Genomic DNA, 17,344 nt, shown 5'->3' on the forward strand with positions numbered 1-17,344 from the left:
CGAAACGCGTGAGTTAGGTGGTGGCGGTCAGACCATCCGACAGCGATTGCCGGTAGGCCTTCCAGCCCGGCAACAGACCGACCAGGAACGCCAGACCCACAAAGCCTGCCAATACCAGCAACAAGGTGGGCGAGGGCAGTGCCAAGGTTAATTGTATGCCGTAGGTGCCCTGAACCCAAATACTGGCGAGTGCTATCACGCCCCAGTGCAGCAACAGGCCGGCCATCAACCCGGCAACACCATAGAGGCCGGATTCGAGCATCAGCAGGCCCAGTATATGGCCGGGCCGGGCGCCCAGTGCACGCAATATGGCCATTTCCCGGCGGCGCTCGTTCAGCCCGGCCAGAATCACCGTCACCATACCCAGCAAGCCGGTCACTACCACCATGAACGACACCGCAATCAGTGCGTTCTCGGCAATGCCGATCAGCTGCCACAGCTCCTGCAAGGTCGCGCCGGGAATGATCGCCGACAGCGGCTCTGCGCGGTACTGGTTGATCAGCCGTTGAAAGGAGAATGTCTGCACCCGCGATTTCATGCCCACCAGCACAGCGGTGACGCTTTCGGGAGTCAGATCCATCTCACGGGCTTCGTCGGCTGAAATCTCAAAGCCCGGCAATTTAATACCTTGTTGCCAGTCGACGTGCATGGCGGTTATGCCTTCCAGCGGCACATGCACACTGCGATCTACCGGTGTGCCCGTCGCGTTCAGGATGCCGACGACGGTGAAGGGTTTGTCGTCGTGGTTTTCGAAACTGGTGGTGCCCAGGCCATGCGCGACCACCAGTTCGTCACCGAGCTGGTACTCCAGAACCTCGGCCACTTCGGCGCCTAGCACAACGTCATAAACATCGTTGAATGGCTGGCCACTTTGAAAGCTCAGCGCCTGGTTACGGCCATACTGATAGTGTTCGAAATAGTCGGTGGTGGTGCCGATAACGCGATAACCCCGATGCGAGTCACCCAGCGACAGCGGCACTGTCCAGTCAACGGCCGAATTACGGCGCAGATCAGAGTAGCTCTCCCAGCTGATGTTGTTGGTGGCGTTACCGATGCGGAACACCGAATAGAGCAGCAGGTTCAGTGACCCGGTACGACCGCCGACAATTAGGTCGGTTCCCGACAGGGTGTTGGAGAAGCTGGCGCGGGTGTCTTCACGCACCCGGTCGACAGTCAGCAGCAAAGACAGGCTGAGCGCCACCATGCCCAGCGTCAGCAGGGCGGTGGTACGACGGTTCCACAAGCTGGCCAGGGCCAGACGCATCCAGTTCATGTCGTCGCCTCGCTCTGAGCATGAGCTTCCGGTGCCAGCTCCAACTCCTGATCGAACCAACGTGCCAGGTGGCGGTCGTGGCTGACAAACACCAGAGCACTGCCGAGCGCCTGGCACTGGCCGGTCAGTACGTCCATAAAGTTATCCACATTGTCCTGATCGAGCGCTGAGGTCGGTTCATCGGCAATGACCAGTTCGGGCAGGCCCATTAGCGCCCGGGCCGCCGCGACACGCTGCTGCTGGCCGACACTGAGCGCCGAGACGCGCTGGTGCCAGAGAGCCTCTGGAATGTTCAACCGGGTCAGGCGATCGGCCGCGGCATCGGTCAGACTGCTCGCTTCCGACAACGCCTTGTCGCGCCGACGGCGCGACAGTCGGCAGGGCAGCATGACATTGTCGATCACCGACAGATAGGGCAATAAATTAAACTGCTGGAAAATGTAACCAATGTGGTCTGCCCGGAAGCGGTCACGCGCTTTGCCGGCCTGTTGCGACAACGGTTGGTCCAGCACCTGGATCAGCCCTTGCGTTGGTACCAGTACGCCGGCCAGCAGATTCAGCAGCGTGCTTTTGCCGCTGCCGCTCGGGCCCCGCACGAACAGACTCGACCCGGCGGGCAACTGCAGCCGGTCGATACTCAGGGTGTCGTATTGCTGGCCAGGCCAGCGAAAAGCCAGGGACTCAATGCTCAGAGCGTCCGCCATGGGGGCCTCTATCAGTTGAACGGAGAGCGGATTGCCGGGGCGCCCGCGGGCGCCCCGGGATCACACCACGCAGATCAGTTCAGGGTAAGACGGGGGCTGGCCGGGGTCAGTTGAGTGCCACCTTGCCAGTCGTCGCCGATGTACTGTACCTGCAAGTCGGTCAGATTGGGAAAATGCTCGAATGCCGATACGGTGACCGAGCTTAATGCACCGAGATTTTCGCAGCGATAGGTCCACTCGACAAGCACGTCGGAGTGAGCGCTATCCTCGTGGTCATGGTCATCATGATGGTCGTCTTCATGGGCATGGTCATCATGATGCACTTCTTCATGCTCGTGTTCATGCTCATCGTGATGTTCGTCTTCATGCTCGTGATCATCATGATGCTCGTCGGCATGCTCATCATGATGGTCATCATGAGCCTCGATAGCTGACCAGGCGTCGGCATCTACAGCCTGTTCGGTCAGAGTACACTCAGCCGCTGTGGGCAAATCGAGCACGGCATCGGCCCGCGCCAAAACCGCCAGCGCTGAGGCAACCTGGTCACGCTGGGCGTCAGTTGCAGGGGCCTGCTCAAAACCAACCAGGTTATATGCAGGCGTATCGAGACTGACGGCCAGGGTCTGATTCTCAGCTGCCAACGTTAACTGTGCTGCCCCATGCGCGTGGGCACCGAGCTGGCGTTCGGTTTCGGCCTGGGCACTGGTGGCCAGTGCGACCAGGCTCAGAGCAAAAAAGGCAGGTGTCGATTTAAAGCTCATGTTGTGTTCTTCCTTAACAGGGTTCGGGTTCGCAGGAATCAGCGCTGATTTAGAGATGTTACAACGTATCAATTGAAAATGCCAAGCTCGAATCTTTTCGAACCGGCATCGCGCCCGATATACTAGCGGCCCAGACTGACCCGGTGTGCCCTTGCTACTCGCTTACGTAAACGCCCTGATTCCCGTGTTGTTCTGTGCTGCCCTGGGCTACGGACTGGCGCGCAAAACCAGCCTGCTCAACTCGCCATCGCTGGCCACCCTGGTCACTCACATCGGTCTGCCAACGCTGATCCTTAGCGCCCTGCTGAGCATGGACGCCGAATTGCTGAGCCTCTCTGGCACGCTTTGGGCCATTATTGGCGTTCTGATGATCAGTGCGCTGCTGGGTGCCGCTCTATTGCACTTCAGTGGCCTGGCAATACGCGGCTATTTGCCCATGCTGGTCAACCCCAACACCGGAAACCTCGGTATACCGCTGGTGTTTGCCCTGCTGGGCCCGGATGCCCTGATTCATGCCGTTGTCATTTCGACGGTGGTGCAGATCAGCCATTTCACACTGGGCGTGGGGCTGCTATCGGGCAGCTTCAGTCTGAAGTCGATACTGCGCAACGGCTCGATTCTGGCACTGATCGTAGGGGTGAGCTGGCGCCTGACCGACGCACCCCGGCCCGAGGCCGTGCTGTCGACCTTGTCGTTACTGTCTGGAATGACGCTGCCGATCATGCTGCTGCTTCTGGGCAAATCACTGGCGGGCATCGATGTGCGCCAACTCGACCGATTAGGCCGTATCATCGGACTGTCGTTCGCCCGGGTCGCCATTGGCCTAACCGCCGCCCTGCTGGTCTGTGTTGCCCTGCCGTTATCACCACTGGTTCAACAAACCCTGCTACTGCAGGCCAGCATGCCGGTGGCGGTGATCAGCTACCTGCTCGCCAGCCACTATAACGGCCCGAAAGACGATATTGCCGCGGTGATTCTGGTGAGTTTGCCGATATCGCTGCTGGCCGTGCTAGGCATACAGCGGCTGTCCTGAGTTGGACAGTCAGGACCCGCCTCACTCAAACGGATAGCGCAGGCCCCACTGCTCCCGCATGCGGTCCATTAAGGCCATGATCGCTACGGTCTCCTGCAGGGGAATCACCGGGCTTTCCAGCTCGCCGGCGCGTAGACAGCGCACCACTTCCGCTACCTGGTAAACGAAGCCATTTTCAAACTGATCGAGCTGCACCGCGGCAATGTCGTCGACTTCGTTGGTGCCGCCGTGGTGGTGAATGGCAAAAGCACTGCCAGCCTGAAAATCCGGGTATTCGATATAACCGGTGCTGCCGTAGAGCATGGCTTCCTGCTTCATTTTCAGATTGAAGCTGGTGGCGATGGAGGCAGTCATGCCGCTGGCGAAGCGGAACTGATAGGTAGCGCGTTCGTCGACGCCGGTGTCGCTGAACTGGCACAGTGACTGAACCTCAATGGGCAAGTCGCCGGCCAGATAACAGACAAAGCTTATCGGGTAGATACCCATATCGAGCGTTACGCCGCCGGCCAGCGCCGGGTCGATCAGTCGCGGGCGGTATTTATCAGGGGCAAAGCCGCCGAAGGTGAGGTTCATGTGCCGGACTTCGCCAATCGCCTTGCTCTGCAACCGCTGCTTGAGTTCAATCATGGTGGGCAAAAACCGTGTCCAGATGGCTTCCATCAGGAACAACCCTTTCTCATCCGCCAGCTCGGCCAGTTTTCGGGCCTGGTCGGCATTAACGGTAAAGGGCTTTTCGATCAGTACCGACTTGCCTTGGTTTAACGCCAGCACAGCGTTGTTGTAATGAAAGTTATGGGTGGTGGCGATGTAGACCACATCGATGTCTGGTCGTTCGACCAGGCTCTGGTAGCTGTCGTCGGCCATGATGCCAACCGCGCTGGCGAAGGTCTCGGCCTTGCCTGGGGTGTTGGAGGCCACCGAGACCAGCTCGCTGTCCGGGTCCTGCGCGACCGCATCGGCGAGTTTGTAGGCGATGTTGCCGGCGCCAAGGATGCCCCAGCGAATACGTGAAGGTGCCATCTGTTTTCTCCCTGTTGCTCTCGCAATTGTGTCCGTTTGGGCGTGAATTCAGTGTCTTCAGGGCGTAAACTGCGGGCAAATTATGACCTTTGGCCCTGAAACCGGCGTTGTTTTGTGAAAGGCTAACCGCATTTACAAGACAGTACAGCTTGAGGCCACACGGAGGTCCGTCATGGCTCGATCAATACATACATCATTCAGGATAGATTCTATGTCACCGTTTGTGCGCATTCTCGCCGCCATCATTGGGCTCGCCCTGCTGGTGTTCTTTTTCTGGATCGGGCTCTTTCTGGTGCTGGCGCTGGCAGCCGTGGGCATTGGCCTTGCGATCATCAACGCCGTTAAGATGAAGATAACCGGCCGGCCCCTGTTCGCATCACGTTTTAAGAAGGCCTATGAAGAAGCCCAGCGCCGCCAGGAGCAGGCCACCGGGCGCCGCCCGGGTAACAAGGGGCACCGGGTTATCGAGGGTGAAGTCGTCGATGAAGACGACCCCAACAAATCTGACCGGCCGAACTGATCAGTCAAGCTCGGCCGCTTCTTCGATTTTGGCCTTCGGAATCAGCCGGGCGAACGCCAGCCCCAGCTCAAACAAGAGCCACATCGGCACCGCCAGGATCGTCTGTGAAATGACATCCGGCGGTGTGAGCAGCATGCCAATCACAAAACAGCCCGCGAAGATGTAGGGGCGCTTGGACGACAACGAATCAACCGAGACGATGCCCGCCCGCACCAACAAAAAGGTGGCGATCGGTATTTCAAAAGCGATGCCAAACGCGAAGAACAACTTCAGGCAGAAGTCGAGTACGTTGCCAATATCCGGCATCAGGTTGATGTTTTCCGGCCCAACCGAGGTGAAAAACCCAAACACCAGCGGCAGTACCACGAAATACACAAAGCTGACCCCGGCATAAAACAGCAGCACACTGGAGATAAACAGCGGAATCGCCACCCGGCGTTCATGCTTGTACAGAGCGGGCGCTATGAAGCCCCAAATCTGGTGCAGCAAATAGGGGACCGAGATAAACACGGCCAGCACGATGGTCAGTTTCAGTGGCACGAAAAACGGCGAGGTCACACCGGTGGCGATCAGCTGACCACCTACGGGCAACAACACTTCCAGCGGTTTGACCAGAATCATGTAGAGGTCGCCAGCCAGGAAATACAGACCAATAAAGACGACAAACACAACAGCGATGGAGCGCATCATGCGGTCGCGCAGTTCTTTCAGGTGCGCGACCAGCGGCATGGTGGAATCTTCAGGGTTTTCGGACTTCATCGTCGGGCCTGGTGTCTGAGTGGTTGGGGGCGTCTGAGGTGCTGGAGGCTTCCGGGGTCCCGGCATCCTGGACACGAGCTCTGGCGGCTGCGTCGTTGCTCACCTTGCGTCTCAGTGCCGCTTCGGCCTGAATATCACCTTCCAGTTCAGCCTGGGCGGTTTCATCGAGTGCAGACTTGGGGGCAATGGACGGCACTTCGGCATCTTCACTTTCATGCCGCGCTTCGGTGGACCCGGTTTCATCGTTATTCTTGAACGTCTGGCCCTTGGTTTCGGCCATGATTTTCTTGTTCAGTTCATCCAGCCGCACTTCCTGTTCAAGCTGGTTCTGCAGCCCGGTCATAAAGCGCCGCGCCTTGCCGACGGTCCGGCCCAGGGTGCGGGCCACGCCCGGCAAGCGCTCGGGCCCGATGACCACCATGCCAATGACGGCCAGCAGCATCAATTCGGTAAAACCGATGTCGAACATAATGAGCTCTCAACAGATCAGTGGCGGCCGCCCAGCCGGCAGCCTGGCCATAAACAGATGTGCGACCCGGTTCAGTGGGCGCTGGTATCGGTTTTCTTGGTGGTTTCCTGCTCGGTTTCAGCAAACTGGGCGTCTTTCTTTTCCAGTGCTGCCTTTTTCTCTTCCTCAGATTTCTTTTCGGAGGCAGCGGTTTCCTCGTCGTTTTCGTTCACCGCTTTCTTGAAGCTCTTGATGGCACTGCCCATGTCGCCACCCAGGCCCTTGAGCCGTTTGGTACCGAAAATCAGCAGTACAATGGCCAGAACAATCAACAGTTGCCAGATAGAAATGCCGCCAAAACCCATGTTGCTACCCTCTTAGGATGGTGTTGTCAGTCTTCGCCTGTCGAAAACCAACCGGTGTTTGTACAGATGCATCTCGGACCTTCAAGCCTGCAATACATCTAAAAGATACTCTATTTGCGCTCAGATCAGGGGGTCAGGTCAAGTGCTCAATCGGTTGAGCGCGATGCCTTTTCCTCCAGACCCGACAAACCAAAGCGACGCGCCAGCTCGTCGGTGACCTGCTGAGGCGACAAATCCAGCGCCGCCAGCATCACCAGAGTATGAAACCAGAGATCCGCCGTCTCAGAGATGACTTTGTCGGTCTGGGAGGGATCGGCCGCTGCGTTTTTCGCCGCCAGTATGGTCTCGACCGATTCTTCCCCGACCTTTTCCAGTATCTTGTCGAGCCCCTTGGCATACAGGGAGGCAACATAGGAATCATCGGCACTGGCACCCTTGCGGGCCTCCAGAGTGTCGGCCAATTGCTGTAGAACGTCCATCATATGACACAACCTTTAACGTTTTGTTGCAGCGATTATTTAATCAGTGGCTATTGTCCGCGGCGGCTACCGGTGGTGCCTCTGAGGGGTCGGCGTGAACCCGTCCATGGGGCCTAGACCGCAACATCCATGTTGCGGACTCCCCCTCAGAGGCACCACCGGCACCCGCCGCTCGCAATGTGCAAATTCCGAACCTGAAAATTAACTACGGCCACAGTAATAAAACAGCCCCAACCGCCAACCCAACCCACTGGCCGGTCGACAGGCTCTGCAGCCAAAGCGCAGGCTGGGGAATCAGGATAACTCCGGCCAATAATAAAGCAGCGCCCAGGCGCCTCACAAAACGGCGCTGACCCTGTTTGCGCTCTTTGCGCCCGGCTTCCAACTGAGCATTGATGCGTTGCTCCACACCCCCTATCTTGCGCAGATTCATCAGGGTGTCATGCACCAGGTCCGGCATTTGCGGCGCTTTTGCCAGCCAGCTCGGGCCGTGCTGCTGCAGTGTTTTAATAAAGCGTTTGGGACCGACCTGTTCACGCACCCAATTTTCCAGGAACGGCTTGGCGGTGGCCCAAAGGTCCAGCTGGGGATAAAGCTGCCGGCCCAGGCCTTCGATGTTCAGCAGGGTTTTTTGCAGCAGCACCAGTTGCGGCTGCACGGTCATGTCGAAGCGCTGGGCCGTCTGGAACAAGCGCACCAGCAGCAGTCCGAAGGAGATCTCGGCCAGCGGCTTTTCGAAGATGGGCTCGCAGACGCTTCGAATCGCCGATTCGAACTCGTTGACCCGGGTATGGGCCGGTACCCAGCCGGATTCGACGTGCAATTCGGCCACGCGGTAATAATCGCGGTTGAAAAAGGCCAGCAGGTTCTGGGCGAGGTAACTTTGATCTTCCCGTGACAGCGAGCCGACGATGCCGCAGTCGATGCCGATGTATTGCGGTGATTCCGGGTGCTCGCGGCTGACAAAGATGTTTCCGGGGTGCATGTCGGCGTGGAAGAACGAATCCCGGAACACCTGGGTGAAGAAGATTTCGACGCCGCGCTCGGCCAGCACCTTCATGTTGATGCCAGCGGCGTTGAGCGTCTCGGTATCCGAGACCGGAATCCCGCTGATCCGCTCCATGACCAGCACGTTCTTCCGGGTGTAATCCCAATGCACCCAGGGAATGTACAATGAGTCCGAGCCTTCAAAATTGCGGCGCAGGGCGGCCATGTTAGCGGCTTCGCGCAGCAGATCCAGCTCATCTAGGATGGTGCGGCGGAAGTCTTCAACCACTTCCACCGGGCGCAGGCGGCGGCCATCGGGAATGGTCATCACCAGACGGGCCATAAGGTCCAGCAGGCGCAAGTCCTTGCTGATGACGTTGCGGATACCGGGACGAATCACCTTGATCACGACCGATTTGCCATTCGGCAGTGTGGCCGCGTGCACCTGAGCGATGGAGGCGGAGGCCATCGGAGCTTCCGAGAACTCCGCGAATAGGGTGTCTACGTTCTCGCCCAGGGCGTCTTCGATCAGGCGCTTGGCGTGGCTGCCGGGAAAAGAGGGCACTCTGTCTTGCAAATAGGCAAGTTCGGTGGCCATGTCGGCGGGCAGCAGATCGCGTCGGGTTGAGAGTATCTGCCCGAATTTCACAAACACCGGCCCCAGGTTTTCCAGCGCCAGACGCAACCGACGGCCTTCACTGCCTTTGGCGGGAATGATCCAGCGGGGCGGGAAGAAATACTGGCCAAAGCGCAGCAGCCAGGGCACTTGCTGATGCTGAAGCAGGGTATCGAGGCGGTAGCGGCTGAGTATCCAGGCGATGCGTATCAGTCGAATCAGCGTCACGATGTGCCCCGGTTGTTGTCCTGAGCATCCGTTTGCTGGCGCAGACGAGCAATACGAGCCCCCAGGCGGTCAGTGCCCAGCCGGGTCTGGTGCACGGCCTGGGCATGCTCGCGCCATAAGGACGATGGCACTAGCCACTGACTTTCCTCGCGCAAGAAGTTTCGAACCGTACGATCAAATGACTGACTCTGGGCTTTGGCCATGCCGCCAATAAATCGCAAGCCATCGGCCAGTGCGTGGGCCGGCAAATCGCCAAGCCGGTCACCCAGAGCCATTTCCCAGTCGATATCGAGCGTTGACATCACTTCCTGCAGGGTAAAGAAGGTCCGGGTGTCACCCTGAATGTCGATCTGGTGCACCATCATCGCCTGCGCCCGGTCTTCGGCGCGTAACACGCTGAACAGGTCGCGGGCTTTGCCACTGACGCGGGCGTCGGCGTTAGCGGGCGCATCCTTTGCCAGCGTGATCTGTGCCGTCTCCGGTTCGCTGCCAGCATCAATGTACAACACCAGCGTAATATCCGGTTCGCGCATGGCCAGCACTATACTGTGCCCGGCCAACCGTGCCAGCTTGCGCTGGGCCTGGGCATCGTAATACAGGGCATCGTTAATCAGCCGCTGCAGCGGCCAGAGCCACAAGCTCATGCCTTAACACCCCGGTGCAACGCGACAATACCGCCGGTCAGATTGTGGTAGCGCACCTGCACCAGGCCGGCGTCTTCCATCATCGATTTCAGCGTATCCTGATCCGGGTGCATGCGAATCGACTCAGCGAGGTACTGATAACTGTCCGGATCGCCCGTCACGGCACGGCCAATCAGTGGCAGCGCTTTGAATGAGTAGACGTCGTAGGCCTTGCTGAGCAAGTCATTGCGGGGCTTGGAAAACTCCAGCACCAGCAAGCGGCCGCCCGGCTTCAGCACCCGGTTGAACTCGGCCAGCGCCTTCTCTTTATGAGTCACATTGCGCAAACCGAATGCCATGGTAATGACGTCAAAATGGTTGTCCGGAAAAGGCAGATACTCGGCATTGGCCTGCACCGTCTCCAGATTCCCGGCAATGCCCCGGTCCGCCAGGCGGTCACGACCCACTTTCAGCATGGAGTCGTTGATATCCGCCAGCACCACCAGACCATCCGGACCCACTTTGCGGGCAAAATCGTAACTCAGGTCCCCGGTTCCACCGGCAATATCCAGCACCCGGTTCCCCCGGCGCACCCCGGAAAGCTCGATGGTGTATTTCTTCCACAAGCGGTGCACACCAAACGACATCAGATCGTTCATCAGATCGTATTTGGCCGCAACGGAATGAAACACGTCGGCGACGCGCTTTTGCTTTTCGCCGGTGGCGACCGTCTGATAACCAAAATGCGTGGTTTCTTCGGGCGTGCCGTTGCCGGGTGAGGCTGTGTCTTTCTCTGACATGAAATCTCCGCGGGCCGGTCTGACAATTAAATGTCGGCCAGACCACCGTAAAATGGGTCGTCCCTGAAAACTCAAGTCTCAGAGTGTTGTCTTTGGTCCGTGTCAGCCACCCGGTATGCCTATCCGGGGTCGGCGTGAACCCATCCATGGGGCCTAGGCCGCAACATCCCTGTTGCGGACTACCCCGGATAGGCACACCGGGCAGCTAACACTCGGTTGGGTGCAAACTCCGAAAAATTATCAAGGCCGTGGTAATAAGACAGTGCCGCTATTGTAGCGAGTTAGACCGGCCGGGGCGACAGGTGGTGTTGCTGTGGTTCCTGTTAGCGGGCGACCTTTGCTAGACTCGGCCTCCCTTATCGATGTTCCCGGAGCCCAACTGTGCGTCAATTCCCCCAGACCCGCCTGCGCCGCCTGCGTGCGCACGACTTCTCGCGCCGCCTGGTGCGTGAACACCGCCTCAGTGTCGACGACCTGATCTATCCGGTGTTTGTGCTTGAAGGTGAGCAGCAGCGCGAGGCCGTGCCTTCGATGCCCGGTGTTGAGCGGTTGTCGGTCGATCTGCTGGTGGAAGCAGCGGCGGACTGGGAGGCGCTGGGAATTCCGATGCTGGCGCTGTTTCCGGTTGTGCCGGCCGACAAGAAATCGTTGCTGGCGGAAGATGCGTTCAATGCCGACGGCCTGGCGCAACGGGCTACCCGGGCGCTGAAAGTGGCCTATCCGGAACTCGGCATCATGTGCGATGTGGCGCTGGATCCGTTCACCACTCACGGCCAGGACGGCATCATTGATGACAGCGGTTATGTATTGAATGATGTCACGGTGGAAACCTTGGTAAAGCAGGCGGTATCACAGGCGGCAGCCGGGGCCGATGTCGTAGCCCCCAGCGATATGATGGACGGGCGCATCGGTGCCATTCGTCAGGCGTTGGAAGCGGCCGGGCGGGTTAATACCCAGATCATGGCCTATTCCGCCAAGTACGCTTCCAGCTATTACGGCCCTTTCCGCGATGCGGTCGGCTCGGCGGGCAATCTGGGCAAGAGCAACAAAGCCAGTTACCAGATGGACCCGGGCAACAGCGATGAAGCTTTACACGAAGTTGCGCTGGATCTGCAGGAGGGGGCTGATATGGTGATGGTCAAACCCGGCATGCCCTACCTCGACATCGTGCATCGGGTGAAAACCGAGCTGCAGGTGCCAACCTTTGCCTATCAGGTCAGTGGTGAGTACGCCATGCATCATGCCGCTGCACAAAATGGCTGGCTGGACCTGGATGCGGTGATGATGGAAAGCCTCATGGCCTTTAAACGGGCCGGAGCTGATGGCATTTTGACCTACTTTGCCGTTGCTGCGGCCCTAAAACTGGCCAAAAACGGCGGATAACGTCGATTAGGCCTTAAAATCAGTGATTGGGCCTTGAAATGTGAGCAGGCCGCAGTCATTTTGTGGGAAACGGACTGTACCGGGCACCTTTGGCTACAGTCCAATAGACAGCAGCCGGATTCCTGAGTTAGGCTGCCTGTCGATTTGCGATTTCGCATATACCCAATTCCTAATCAGCCAAGAGAACGGTACAGAACCTAATGAGCGAACACATTAAAAACGTCTCTGATGACAGCTTCGAAACCGACGTACTGGGCAACGACAAGCCCGTACTGGTCGACTACTGGGCCGAATGGTGTGGCCCCTGCAAGATGATCGCTCCGGTTCTGGAAGAAGTGGCCACCGAGTACGCCGATAACATGGTCGTGGCCAAGCTGAACATTGATGAGAACCCGAATACGCCACCCAAGTACGGCATTCGTGGCATCCCGACGCTGATGATGTTTCGCGGCGGTGAAGTGGTGGCGACCAAGGTCGGCGCCCTGTCCAAGACCCAATTGATCGAGTTTATCCAGGGCAACCTGTGATAGAGTGTTCGGGCCGGTTACCCCGGCCCTGAATACCACCGGGGTGTGCTGAAACTTTTCTGGACACCCCTGCCGACTCGGCCTATAGTGCCTTAAACCTGTTTATCTACGCTTCCAACCACGTCTCCGGGCGGCCTGCCCGATCATCTTCCCAAGACTAATAAAACCGCAAACCCTATGAACCTGAGTGACTTAAAAACCAAACCAGTGCCCGAGCTCTTGGAAATTGCCAAGGGAATGGGACTCGATAACCTGAACCGGTCTCGTAAACAAGATCTGATTTTCACCGTTCTCAAACGTCACGCTAAAAGCGGCGAAGACATCTGGGGCGATGGTGTGTTGGAGATATTACAGGACGGATTCGGCTTCCTGCGTTCGGCCACGGCATCTTACCTGGCCGGCCCTGATGACATTTATGTCTCCCCCAGCCAGATTCGACGTTTCAATCTGCGCACCGGCGACACCGTCTCGGGCAAAATCCGGCCACCAAAAGAGGGCGAACGTTATTTTGCCCTGCTCAAAGTCGACAAGATCAACTATGAGCCGCTGGAAAGCACCCGAAACAAGATTCTGTTCGAGAACCTGACTCCGCTGTTCCCGGAAGAGCGCCTGATTCTCGAATCCGGCAATGGCTCGACCGAAGATCTGGCGAACCGCATTCTCGATCTGGTGTCGCCCATCGGGAAAGGTCAGCGTGGCCTGATTGTATCGCCACCGAAGGCCGGTAAAACCCTTATGCTGCAGCACGTGGCCCAGGCGATTACCCGCAACAATCCGGAAACGCACCTGATCGTTCTGCTGATTGATGAACGCCCGGAAGAAGTGACCGACATGCAGCGCTCGGTACGTGGCGAAGTCATCGCGTCGACCTTCGACGAGCCACCGGCCCGTCACGTTCAGGTCGCGGAAATGGTGATCGAGAAGGCCAAGCGCCTGGTCGAGCACAAGCAGGATGTTGTCATCCTGCTCGACTCCATTACCCGGCTGGCCCGCGCCTACAACACCATCGTACCAAGCTCCGGCAAGGTACTGACCGGTGGTGTCGACGCTCACGCCCTGGAACGCCCGAAGCGTTTCTTCGGTGCCGCGCGTAACGTCGAGGAAGGCGGTTCACTGACCATCATGGCCACGGCCCTGGTCGATACCGGATCGAAGATGGACGAAGTGATCTACGAAGAGTTCAAGGGCACCGGCAACATGGAAGTGCACCTGGACCGCAAGATCGCTGAAAAACGCATCTTCCCGGCAATCAACGTGCGCCGTTCCGGTACCCGTCGCGAAGAGCTGCTGACTAGCCCGGAAGAACTGCAACGCATGTGGATTCTGCGCAAGCTGCTAGCCGAGATGGAAGACGTCGCCGCGATCGACTTCCTGACCAGCAAACTGAAGCAGACCAAGACCAACGACGAGTTCTTCAAATCCATGAAGGGCTAATCGTCTGGACCAAAAAAGCCGGAGCCGAATATCGTCTCCGGCTTTTTTGTGTCTGCGGATTATTGAACTGAACATTAGTGGACTCAAGATTTGGAGCTCAATTTAGACGTATAGCCATATTCCCGTGTCAGCCACCGGGTCTGCCTATCCGGGGTCGGCGTAGATCCATCCATGGAGCCTAGGCCGCAACATCCATGTTGCGGACTTCCCCGGATAGGCAGACCCGGTAGCCAACACTCTGTTCGCAGCGAGCTCCAAACCTTGAGTGTATAATCCTTTCTCCATTATTTGATAAGTAGAACATGCCTGAACTACCCGAAGTTGAAACCACCCGGCGCGGCATCGAACCGCACATTCTGAACCGCCGCATCAGTCGGGTTACGGTGCGCGACGCCCGGCTGCGCTGGCCAGTGCCCCCGGAACTGCCGCTGCAGGTTCAGGACCAGCGTATTCTGGCGACGCATCGCCGCTCCAAATACCTGCTGATCGAGCTGGAGCGGGGCATGTTGATTGTGCATCTGGGCATGTCAGGCAGTGTTCGGGTGTTGCTTGATGACCCGACGCCGGGCAAGCACGATCACATTGACGTTGAGCTCGATAATGGCGTGCGCCTGCGTTACAACGACCCGCGTCGCTTTGGTGCCTGGCTTTATACCGAGGCGCCGATCGACGAGCATGAGCTGATTGCACACCTTGGCCCCGAGCCACTGACCGATACCTTCACGGCCGACTATCTGTTCAAAAAAAGTCGCAAACGCACGACACGGATCAAAACCTTTATTATGGATGCGCGTATTGTGGTGGGCGTGGGGAACATTTATGCCAATGAGGCGCTGTTTCTAAGCGGCATTTACCCGCACAAACCAACTGGGCGTATCACCCGTAAAGAGTGCGAGCAGTTGGTCAGTAACATCAAACAGGTGCTGGCGCTGGCAATCAGCCAGGGCGGTACTACGCTGCGCGACTTTGTGGGTGGCGATGGCAAACCGGGTTATTTCGCCCAGTCGCTCAACGTCTATGGCCGCACCGGACTGCCTTGCCACCGTTGCGAGACGCTTGTTCGCGAATTGCGCACCAGCAACCGCGGTACCTTTTTCTGCCCGCAGTGCCAGACCCGCTGAGCAAGTGTTACCCAGCCTTTTTTCAGGAGAACAGGATGAAACTTGAAGACATTCGACGCGATTATCTGCGCGGCGGTTTGAACCGGGAAGATCTCGACGCCAACCCCCTGGCGCAGTTCGAGCACTGGATGAGTCAGGCCGTAGAGGCCGATCTGAACTCAGACCCGACCGCCATGGTGCTGGCCACCGTCGATGCCAGCGGTCAGCCGAGCCAGCGTGTCGTTCTGTTAAAAGGGTTAACCGAAGAGGGCTTCGTCTTTTACACCAATTACGACAGCCACAAGGGCCGCGATCTGGCTGAGAACCCCAAGGCCAGCCTGCATTTCCCATGGTTACCGCTCGAACGCCAGGTGATTGTGTATGGGGAAGCCGAAAAACTCAGCGAGTCGGAATCTGCCGCCTATTTCCACTCTCGCCCGCGGGCCAGCCAGATCGGCGCCTGGACCAGCCACCAGAGCCAGAGCATTTCATCCCGCGAAGCACTCGATAGTGCCTATCAGGAAATGACAGACCGCTTTGGTCAGGATGAGATTCCACTTCCCTCCTTTTGGGGTGGCTACCGGGTCGTGCCTCAGCGCATCGAGTTCTGGCAGGGCCGCAGCGGACGGCTGCATGATCGCTTTATGTATCAGCGCGAGGGTCATGTCTGGACCTTGCAGCGTTTGCAGCCCTAAGGCTTTGAGCGTTGACCCTGGGGTCGGTAACACTTTCGTACAACCTGCCTTCCACAGGGTAACACTCTGATTAACCGTGTCCCGCCGTGCGCCTGGGCACTATTCCAGTTAGCATCCCGGAAACAACTATCCAATTTGAAGAATCCGTATGCTGACCTATGCCGACTACCTTGAAGTCGATGACCTGATCGACCTGCAACACCCCAAATCCGACCCTGAAGAACACGATGAAATGCTGTTCATCATCATTCACCAAACCTACGAGCTCTGGTTCAAACAGGTGCGTCATGAACTTGGGTTCTTAACGGAAAGGTTGGATGAGGGTGCTTTGCCCCGGGCCAGTCATACGCTGAAGCGCATTCTGAAAATCTTCAAAACGCTGGTATCACAAATCGATATCCTGGAAACCATGACGCCGCTTGAGTTCGAAAGCTTTCGCAGCCGGCTCGATACCGCCAGCGGCTTCCAGAGCTATCAGTTCCGGGCCATCGAGTTTGCCCTGGGCCACAAACGGCCACAGCCACTGACGTTTCAGCCGGAAGGCAGTGTCGGCCGCCAGATGCTTGAAGCCGCCTATGGTGACCGTTCGTTGTGGCAGGTATTTATGCAATTGCTGGCACGCCGAAACTATTCGATTCCGGACGCTGTTACCCAACCGGAACCGACCGCCGCAACCGAGGCCAATGCCGAAGTACAGGAAGCCTTGCTGACGATTTACCAGACCGATCACGAGCTGGCATCGCTGTGCGAACTGCTGGTGGACCTGGATGAAGGCCTGCAGGAGTGGCGCTACCGGCACGTTAAAATGGTGCAGCGCACCATTGGTGCCAAGATGGGCAGCGGCGGTTCAAGCGGTGCAGAGTATTTGATGAATACCCTCTTCAAACCCGTCTTCCCGGATCTGTGGGAAATACGTGCCCGGATTGGAGCTCCCGCTTAAGCGGTTGTCGCTCAGGTGACCAGCGTCGGATGCCGGTGGAGCCCATTGCCACCCAGAAACTTGAGCTAGTAAGCTTCAGGGCAGCGCCTGATAGAGTTCAGTAAGAAAACCATTCAAGGCAGCGGACCCATCGGGTGTCATTAGCCAGGCGAGTGCCGCCAGATTCAACACAACCGTTACCCAGAACAGGCGGCGAAAGGCCGCTTTTTGCGTCTTGTGCCGAAACCGGTGCTGGGCGATGCGGGCACCTGGCCAGCCTCCGAACAGAGCCAGCAGGTGCAGGCTGTTTTCGGCGATGCGCCAGCGACCGTTTTGGGCCGCCTCTTTATCCAGTGCATAGGCGGCATAACATAGCAGGCTCATGACCAGGTACAGCGACACCAGCGTGCGCGGTATCAAACCATTCAGGTAAGCACCGGCCAGAAACACAATGAAAGCCGCCGAAAGATAGACCGTTAGCGGCGTTTTCCGGCGAGGAGATGGGGTGTGGGTTGCAGACATGGCGCTCTCGTGTTGCTTGCAGGGGGCGTTGACCGGGTCATCCGGTGCTCGGGCCAGAGTGTACCGGTTTTTTTGTCGCCGGGGGCCGGGCGTTAAGAGTAAACGACTGTGTAAGGGTCGTGAATTATAACCCTGGATGCGCTAGCCT

20 protein-coding genes are annotated in these 17,344 nt (G+C 57.9%); 8 read left to right on the plus strand and 12 right to left on the minus strand.

The features are described 5' to 3' along the window. Positions 1 to 13: 13 nt before the first annotated feature. The 3 genes from ACHUE7_RS15415 to ACHUE7_RS15425 form a co-directional block, all read right to left on the minus strand. Positions 14 to 1,273, minus strand: a complete 1,260-nt coding sequence (locus ACHUE7_RS15415) for an ABC transporter permease (protein WP_394170785.1) — start codon at positions 1,271 to 1,273, stop codon at positions 14 to 16. Further along, complete coding sequence (locus ACHUE7_RS15420) at positions 1,270 to 1,977, minus strand: ABC transporter ATP-binding protein (RefSeq protein ID WP_394170786.1); 708 nt, start codon at positions 1,975 to 1,977, stop codon at positions 1,270 to 1,272. Before ACHUE7_RS15420 ends, ACHUE7_RS15415 begins: the two co-directional genes overlap by 4 nt. A gap of 74 nt (positions 1,978 to 2,051) precedes the next feature. Further along, positions 2,052 to 2,738 carry a ZrgA family zinc uptake protein gene (locus ACHUE7_RS15425; protein WP_394170787.1) on the minus strand — a complete coding sequence of 229 codons (687 nt, stop codon included), beginning with the start codon at positions 2,736 to 2,738 and terminating at the stop codon, positions 2,052 to 2,054. A gap of 151 nt (positions 2,739 to 2,889) precedes the next feature. Between ACHUE7_RS15425 and ACHUE7_RS15430 the strand changes: the two genes are divergently transcribed. Beyond that, positions 2,890 to 3,771 carry an AEC family transporter gene (locus ACHUE7_RS15430; protein WP_394170788.1) on the plus strand — a complete coding sequence of 294 codons (882 nt, stop codon included), beginning with the start codon at positions 2,890 to 2,892 and terminating at the stop codon, positions 3,769 to 3,771. Between the two features lie 21 nt (positions 3,772 to 3,792). Here the strand turns inward: ACHUE7_RS15430 and ACHUE7_RS15435 are convergent, their stop codons facing one another. Beyond that, positions 3,793 to 4,791, minus strand: coding sequence for a Gfo/Idh/MocA family protein (locus tag ACHUE7_RS15435; RefSeq protein ID WP_394170789.1), 999 nt, complete (start codon positions 4,789 to 4,791; stop codon positions 3,793 to 3,795). 211 nt (positions 4,792 to 5,002) lie between these two features. Here ACHUE7_RS15435 and ACHUE7_RS15440 point away from each other — a divergent pair, with 211 nt between their 5' ends. After that, positions 5,003 to 5,311, plus strand: a complete 309-nt coding sequence (locus tag ACHUE7_RS15440; RefSeq protein ID WP_394170790.1) for a hypothetical protein — start codon at positions 5,003 to 5,005, stop codon at positions 5,309 to 5,311. Here the strand turns inward: ACHUE7_RS15440 and tatC are convergent, their stop codons facing one another. From tatC to ubiE, 7 genes are all read right to left on the minus strand, one after another. Next, a complete protein-coding gene (tatC, locus tag ACHUE7_RS15445; RefSeq protein ID WP_394170791.1) occupies positions 5,312 to 6,070 on the minus strand; it encodes a twin-arginine translocase subunit TatC in 759 nt (252 codons plus the stop codon). Next, positions 6,051 to 6,539 carry a Sec-independent protein translocase protein TatB gene (gene tatB / locus ACHUE7_RS15450; RefSeq protein ID WP_394170792.1) on the minus strand — a complete coding sequence of 163 codons (489 nt, stop codon included), beginning with the start codon at positions 6,537 to 6,539 and terminating at the stop codon, positions 6,051 to 6,053. Before tatB ends, tatC begins: the two co-directional genes overlap by 20 nt. 71 nt (positions 6,540 to 6,610) lie before the next feature. Next, positions 6,611 to 6,883, minus strand: coding sequence for a twin-arginine translocase TatA/TatE family subunit (tatA, locus tag ACHUE7_RS15455; protein WP_127558922.1), 273 nt, complete (start codon positions 6,881 to 6,883; stop codon positions 6,611 to 6,613). A 146-nt stretch (positions 6,884 to 7,029) separates the two neighbouring features. Further along, the gene (locus ACHUE7_RS15460) at positions 7,030 to 7,365 is read right to left on the minus strand and encodes a phosphoribosyl-ATP diphosphatase (RefSeq protein ID WP_394170793.1); all 336 of its coding nucleotides are present in this window, start codon (positions 7,363 to 7,365) and stop codon (positions 7,030 to 7,032) included. Positions 7,366 to 7,567: 202 nt separating this feature from the next. Next, on the minus strand, positions 7,568 to 9,193 hold the full coding sequence (gene ubiB / locus ACHUE7_RS15465; RefSeq protein WP_394170794.1) for a ubiquinone biosynthesis regulatory protein kinase UbiB: 1,626 nt from the start codon (positions 9,191 to 9,193) through the stop codon (positions 7,568 to 7,570). Then, on the minus strand, positions 9,190 to 9,837 hold the full coding sequence (locus tag ACHUE7_RS15470) for a ubiquinone biosynthesis accessory factor UbiJ (RefSeq protein ID WP_394170795.1): 648 nt from the start codon (positions 9,835 to 9,837) through the stop codon (positions 9,190 to 9,192). Before ACHUE7_RS15470 ends, ubiB begins: the two co-directional genes overlap by 4 nt. Then, positions 9,834 to 10,616 (minus strand): bifunctional demethylmenaquinone methyltransferase/2-methoxy-6-polyprenyl-1,4-benzoquinol methylase UbiE, encoded by a 783-nt coding sequence (gene ubiE / locus ACHUE7_RS15475; protein ID WP_394170796.1) that lies wholly within the window; start codon positions 10,614 to 10,616, stop codon positions 9,834 to 9,836. The genes ACHUE7_RS15470 and ubiE overlap by 4 nt, the downstream gene beginning before the upstream one ends. A 381-nt stretch (positions 10,617 to 10,997) precedes the next feature. Here ubiE and hemB point away from each other — a divergent pair, with 381 nt between their 5' ends. From hemB to ACHUE7_RS15505, 6 genes are all read left to right on the plus strand, one after another. Beyond that, positions 10,998 to 11,999, plus strand: coding sequence for a porphobilinogen synthase (gene hemB, locus ACHUE7_RS15480; protein WP_394170797.1), 1,002 nt, complete (start codon positions 10,998 to 11,000; stop codon positions 11,997 to 11,999). A gap of 200 nt (positions 12,000 to 12,199) precedes the next feature. Beyond that, positions 12,200 to 12,526: a thioredoxin TrxA gene (gene trxA / locus ACHUE7_RS15485; protein ID WP_127558934.1), complete on the plus strand. Its 327-nt coding sequence runs from the start codon at positions 12,200 to 12,202 to the stop codon at positions 12,524 to 12,526. Positions 12,527 to 12,703: 177 nt separating this feature from the next. Next, positions 12,704 to 13,960, plus strand: coding sequence for a transcription termination factor Rho (gene rho / locus ACHUE7_RS15490; RefSeq protein WP_028670237.1), 1,257 nt, complete (start codon positions 12,704 to 12,706; stop codon positions 13,958 to 13,960). Positions 13,961 to 14,262: 302 nt separating this feature from the next. Then, entirely contained in the window at positions 14,263 to 15,081 is an 819-nt protein-coding gene (gene mutM / locus ACHUE7_RS15495) for a bifunctional DNA-formamidopyrimidine glycosylase/DNA-(apurinic or apyrimidinic site) lyase (RefSeq protein WP_394170798.1), read from the plus strand. A 35-nt stretch (positions 15,082 to 15,116) separates the two neighbouring features. Then, positions 15,117 to 15,755, plus strand: coding sequence for a pyridoxamine 5'-phosphate oxidase (pdxH, locus tag ACHUE7_RS15500; RefSeq protein ID WP_394170799.1), 639 nt, complete (start codon positions 15,117 to 15,119; stop codon positions 15,753 to 15,755). 148 nt (positions 15,756 to 15,903) lie between these two features. Next, complete coding sequence (locus ACHUE7_RS15505; protein WP_394170800.1) at positions 15,904 to 16,695, plus strand: tryptophan 2,3-dioxygenase; 792 nt, start codon at positions 15,904 to 15,906, stop codon at positions 16,693 to 16,695. Positions 16,696 to 16,770: 75 nt separating this feature from the next. Here ACHUE7_RS15505 and ACHUE7_RS15510 read toward each other — a convergent pair whose 3' ends face one another. Beyond that, positions 16,771 to 17,196 carry a DUF1294 domain-containing protein gene (locus ACHUE7_RS15510; protein WP_394170801.1) on the minus strand — a complete coding sequence of 142 codons (426 nt, stop codon included), beginning with the start codon at positions 17,194 to 17,196 and terminating at the stop codon, positions 16,771 to 16,773. Positions 17,197 to 17,344 lie beyond the last annotated feature (148 nt).

This window comes from Saccharospirillum alexandrii, assembly GCF_043641555.1.
In the GTDB taxonomy this organism is placed as follows: domain Bacteria; phylum Pseudomonadota; class Gammaproteobacteria; order Pseudomonadales; family Natronospirillaceae; genus Saccharospirillum; species Saccharospirillum alexandrii_A.

What these genes read in the sequence shown, in the direction of transcription:
- ACHUE7_RS15415 (WP_394170785.1), bottom strand. Translation starts at nt 1,273, where the DNA reads ATGAACTGGATGCGTCTGGCCCTGGCCAGCTTGTGGAACCGTCGTACC.
- ACHUE7_RS15440 (WP_394170790.1), top strand. Translation starts at nt 5,003, where the DNA reads ATGTCACCGTTTGTGCGCATTCTCGCCGCCATCATTGGGCTCGCCCTG.
- pdxH (WP_394170799.1), top strand. Translation starts at nt 15,117, where the DNA reads ATGAAACTTGAAGACATTCGACGCGATTATCTGCGCGGCGGTTTGAAC.
- ACHUE7_RS15510 (WP_394170801.1), bottom strand. Translation starts at nt 17,196, where the DNA reads ATGTCTGCAACCCACACCCCATCTCCTCGCCGGAAAACGCCGCTAACG.
- tatC (WP_394170791.1), bottom strand. Translation starts at nt 6,070, where the DNA reads ATGAAGTCCGAAAACCCTGAAGATTCCACCATGCCGCTGGTCGCGCAC.
- ACHUE7_RS15425 (WP_394170787.1), bottom strand. Translation starts at nt 2,738, where the DNA reads ATGAGCTTTAAATCGACACCTGCCTTTTTTGCTCTGAGCCTGGTCGCA.
- ubiE (WP_394170796.1), bottom strand. Translation starts at nt 10,616, where the DNA reads ATGTCAGAGAAAGACACAGCCTCACCCGGCAACGGCACGCCCGAAGAA.
- ACHUE7_RS15420 (WP_394170786.1), bottom strand. Translation starts at nt 1,977, where the DNA reads ATGGCGGACGCTCTGAGCATTGAGTCCCTGGCTTTTCGCTGGCCTGGC.
- tatB (WP_394170792.1), bottom strand. Translation starts at nt 6,539, where the DNA reads ATGTTCGACATCGGTTTTACCGAATTGATGCTGCTGGCCGTCATTGGC.
- tatA (WP_127558922.1), bottom strand. Translation starts at nt 6,883, where the DNA reads ATGGGTTTTGGCGGCATTTCTATCTGGCAACTGTTGATTGTTCTGGCC.
- trxA (WP_127558934.1), top strand. Translation starts at nt 12,200, where the DNA reads ATGAGCGAACACATTAAAAACGTCTCTGATGACAGCTTCGAAACCGAC.
- ACHUE7_RS15435 (WP_394170789.1), bottom strand. Translation starts at nt 4,791, where the DNA reads ATGGCACCTTCACGTATTCGCTGGGGCATCCTTGGCGCCGGCAACATC.
- rho (WP_028670237.1), top strand. Translation starts at nt 12,704, where the DNA reads ATGAACCTGAGTGACTTAAAAACCAAACCAGTGCCCGAGCTCTTGGAA.
- mutM (WP_394170798.1), top strand. Translation starts at nt 14,263, where the DNA reads ATGCCTGAACTACCCGAAGTTGAAACCACCCGGCGCGGCATCGAACCG.
- ACHUE7_RS15460 (WP_394170793.1), bottom strand. Translation starts at nt 7,365, where the DNA reads ATGATGGACGTTCTACAGCAATTGGCCGACACTCTGGAGGCCCGCAAG.
- ACHUE7_RS15470 (WP_394170795.1), bottom strand. Translation starts at nt 9,837, where the DNA reads ATGAGCTTGTGGCTCTGGCCGCTGCAGCGGCTGATTAACGATGCCCTG.
- ACHUE7_RS15505 (WP_394170800.1), top strand. Translation starts at nt 15,904, where the DNA reads ATGCTGACCTATGCCGACTACCTTGAAGTCGATGACCTGATCGACCTG.